Below are 4,445 nucleotides of genomic sequence, written 5' to 3' on the forward strand. Positions count from 1 at the left end.
GTACGACCCACCAGACCGGCGGCCATCCGCGCCGACTGCGCACCCTGACCCGGGAACACGAACACCGCACCCGCGCCGTGCGACAAGGCCGCGCCGGCGACCACGTTGCCGGCCGGCGTCCCCGACGCCAGCGCGTCGAGCCCGGCCAGCAGGTCCTCGACGGTCGACCCGACCACCGCGGCCCGCTGGTCGAACACCGACCGGGTGGTGGCCAGGGACCAGCCCACCGCCGCCGGATCCACCTCGCCGCGCCCGCGCACGAACTGCGCGAGCCGTGCCGCCTGCCCCGCGAGGGCGCGCTTCGACCGCGCCGACACCGGCCACACCACGACGTCCGACGTCACCAGGCCGGGGCCGGGCTCGGCCGGAGCGGCGACCTCGAACGGCTCGTCGGCCTGCTCGATGATGACGTGGGCGTTGGTCCCGGAGATGCCGAACGACGACACGGCGGCCCGGCGCGGCCGGTCCACCGCCGGCCACGGCCGCGACTCCGTTGCCAGCTCGACGGCGCCGGAGGTCCAGTCGATGTGCGGGGACGGCTCGTCCACGTGCAGCGTCGCCGGCACCGTGCCGTGCCGGATGGCCTGCACCATCTTGATCACACCGGCGACACCGGCGGCGGCCTGCGCGTGGCCGATGTTCGACTTGATCGAGCCGAGCAGCAGCGGCCGGTCGGCGGGCCGGTCGCGCCCGTACGTGGCCAGCAGGGCCTGCGCCTCGATCGGGTCGCCCAGCGTCGTGCCCGTGCCGTGCGCCTCGACCACGTCCACGTCGGCGGTGGAGAGCCGCGCCGACGCGAGTGCCTGCCGGATCACCCGCTGCTGCGACGGGCCGTTCGGCGCGGTCAGGCCGTTGGAGGCGCCGTCCTGGTTGATGGCCGAGCCGCGCACCACCGCGTACACGGTGCGGCCCTGCCGGCGGGCGTCGGAGAGCCGCTGCACGAGCAGCATGCCGACGCCCTCGGACCAGCCGGTGCCGTCGGCGGACGCGGCGAAGGACTTGCACCGCCCGTCGGCGGCGAGGCCGCGCTGCCGGGAGAACTCGACGAACGCGGTCGGGGTGGCCATCACCATGACGCCGCCGGCGAGGGCCATGTCGCACTCGCCGCGCCGCAGCGCCTGGCCGGCCCAGTGCAGGGCGACGAGGGACGACGAGCAGGCCGTGTCCAGCGACACGGCCGGCCCCTCCAGCCCGAACGTGTACGCCACCCGGCCGGAGATGACGCTGCTGGTCATCCCGGTCAGCATGTAGCCCTCGGCGGCCTCCGGCGAGTACGCGAGCAGCGAGCCGTAGTCCTGGCCGCTGGTGCCGACGAAGACGCCGGTGCTGCTGCCCCGCGCGTCGGCCGGGTCGATGCCGGCGGACTCGAAGGACTCCCAGGTGGTCTCCAGCAGCAGCCGCTGCTGCGGGTCCATGGCCAGGGCCTCGCGGGGCGAGATGCCGAAGAAGCCGGGGTCGAACCGGTCGACGCCGCTGAGGAAGCCGCCGCCCCGGGCGTAGAAGGTGCCGGGGGCGTCCGGGTCGGGGCTGTAGAGGCTGTCGAGGTCCCAGCCCCGGTCGGTCGGCAGGTCGCTGATCGCGTCGACGCCGTCGACCACCAGCCGCCACAGGTCGTCGGGCGACCACACGCCGCCGGGCAGCCGGCAGGCCATGCCGATGATGGCGAGGGGCTCGTCGTCGCCGACCGACACGGCGGTGGTGGTGGGTCGCACCGGGACGGGGGTGCCGGCGATCTCCGTACCCAGGAAGGCCGCCAGGTCGTGCGGGGTCGGGTAGTCGAAGACGAGGGTGGCCGGCAGCCGCATCCCGAAGGCGTTGTTGAGCCGGTTGCGCATCTCGACTGCGGTGAGCGAGTCGAACCCGAACTCGCTGAACGCCCGGCGCGGCTCGATGGCCGCCGGGTCGGGGTAGCCGAGCACGGCGGCGGCCTGGCCCCGGACGATCTCGACCAGCGCGGCGGCCCGTTCGGTGTCGCCGAGCCCGGCGAGCTGCTGCACCAGCGACGCGCCGGTGGTGGCCGCGGCGGCGCGGGCGGGCGTGCGGATCAGCGCCCGGTACAGCGGCGGGATGCTCCCGCCGGCGAACTGCACCTTCATCGCGGCGAGGTCCAGCCGGGCCGGGACCAGCGCGGCGTCGGTGGTGCGGCAGGCCGCGTCGAAGAGGGCGAGCCCCTCCTCGGCCTCCATGGCGGCGACGCCGGAGCGGGAGATCCGGTTGAGGTGGACGTCGTCCAGCTCGGTGGTCATGCCGCTGCGGTCGGCCCAGAGGCCCCAGGCGAGGGTGAGGGCGGCGAGGCCGCGCGCCTTGCGGTGCTGGGCGAGCCCTTCGAGGAACGCGTTGGCGGCGGCGTAATTGCCCTGGCCCGGGCCGCCGGCGGTGGCGGCGAGCGAGGAGTACGAGACGAACGCCTTCAGGTCGAGCTCGGCGGTCAGCTCGTGCAGGTGCCAGGCGGCGTCGACCTTGGGCCGCAGCACGCCGTCCATCCGCTCGGGGGTGAGCGAGGAGATGACGCCGTCGTCGCGGACGCCGGCGGCGTGGATGACGGCGGTGAGCGGGTGCTCCGCCGGGATGCCGGCCAGCAGCTCGGCCACGGCGTCGCGGTCGGCGACGTCGCAGGCGGCGACGGTGACGCTCACGCCGAGCGCCTCCAGCTCGGCGCAGAGCTCCGCGACGCCCCCGGCGGCGCGGCCGCGCCGGCTGGTGAGGATCAGGTGCCGGACGCCGTACGTGCCTACCAGGTGCCGGCTCATCAGCTGGCCGAGGGTGCCGGTGGCGCCGGTGATCAGGACGGTGCCGTCGGAGTCGAACGGGGCGGCCGGCGGCTCGCTCGGGGCGGGGACCCGGGTGAGCCGGGCGCCGGCGGCGACGCCCGCGCGGATGACGACCTGCGGCTCGTCGGTCGCGACGGCCGGGACGAGCGCGGCGGCGCAGCCGGCGATGTCGTCGACGTCGACCAGCACGAACCGGTCGGGGTTCTCCGACTGGGCGGAGCGGAGCAGGCCGATCACGGCGGCGCCGGCCAGGTCGGTCAGGTCGGTGTCCCACTCGGTGGCGACCGCGCCTGAGGTCAGCACCACGAGCCGGGAGGCGGTGTAGCGGTCGTCGGCGAGGAACTGCTGGAGCACGGCGAGCGCCCGGTGGGTCACCTCGGCGACGGCCCGGGGCACGTCCGCCGACGTGGGCGGGTCGAGGAACGGCACGACCAGCACGCCGGGTGCGTCCGTCCCGTCGTCCATCGCCGTGGCCAGGGCGGTCAGGTCGGGGTACGCCGCCACGGCCGTGCCGGTGGCGGCGACCGCGTCGGTGAGCGCCGCCGCGTCGCCGACCACCGCCCAGTGGGCGGTGGAGGCTCCGGCGGGCAACGCGAGCGGGGCCCACTCGACCCGGAACAGCGACTCGCTGCCGCCACCCCCGGCGGTGCGGAGCTGGTCGGCGGAGACCGGCCGCAGGACGAGGGAGCCGACGGAGATGACGGGCGCGCCGGTGACGTCGGTGAGCAGCAGCGAGATACTGTCGGGGCCGGTGTGCGAGACCCGGACCCGGGCCGCCGCGGCACCGGCGCCGTGCAGGGCGACGTCGTTCCAGGAGAACGGCAGCCGACCGTACCCGGGGGGCATGTCCGCCCCGGACGGTTCGCCGGCCGGTGTGGTCAGGCCGAGGGTGTGCAGCGCCGCGTCGAGCAGTGCCGGGTGCAGGCCGTACCCGCCGGCCTCGGCGGCGGGGGCCTCCGGCAGCGCCAGCTCGGCGAAGAGGTCGTCGCCGCGCCGCCAGGCGGAGCGCAGGGCGATGAACGACGGGCCGTAGTCGTAGCCCTGGGCGGCGAGGTTCAGGTAGAGGTCGTCGGTGCCGACCTCGGTCGCGCCCGGCGGGGGCCAGGTGGTCAGGTCGGACCAGCCGACGGGGCCGCTCGGCGCGGCCGGGCCGCTGGCCAGCACACCGCTGGCGTTGCGGGTCCAGGCCCGCTCGCCCTCGGCCGGCTCGCCGTCCTGGGCGGAGTGCAGCGACACGGACCGGCAGCCGGTCTCGTCCGCCGGGCCGATCCAGAGCTGGATGTCCACGCCCCCGGTCTCCGGCAGGATCAGCGGCGATTCCAGGGTGAGTTCGCGGACGTGGTCCGCGCCGACGTGCGCGCCCGCCTGGAGGGCGAGTTCGACGAAGCCCGTGCCGGGCAGCAGCACGGTGTCGAAGACGACGTGGTCGGAGATCCACGGGTGGGTACGCCGGGCCAGCCGGCCGGTGAACAGGAAGCCCTCGGCGTGCGCGACGCCGACGGCGGCCCCGAGCAGGGGGTGTTGCGCGGGCCGCAGGCCGACCGCGGTGACGTCGCCGGTCCACCCGGCCCCCGCCTCGGGCCAGTAGCGCTGGTGCTGGAAGGCGTACGTGGGCAGGTCCACCCGCCGGGCGCCGGTGTCGGCGAACCACGGCCGCCAGTCGACGGCCACCCC

General features: G+C 76.0%; 1 protein-coding gene. It reads right to left on the minus strand.

From position 1 onward, the window contains the following. Positions 1-4,445, minus strand: a 4,445-nt coding sequence (locus tag ACFHW0_RS31460) for a type I polyketide synthase (RefSeq protein ID WP_416613259.1), incomplete at both ends; no start/stop codon positions are given.

The organism is Micromonospora sp. LOL_025 (assembly GCF_048060285.1).
GTDB lineage: Bacteria > Actinomycetota > Actinomycetes > Mycobacteriales > Micromonosporaceae > Micromonospora.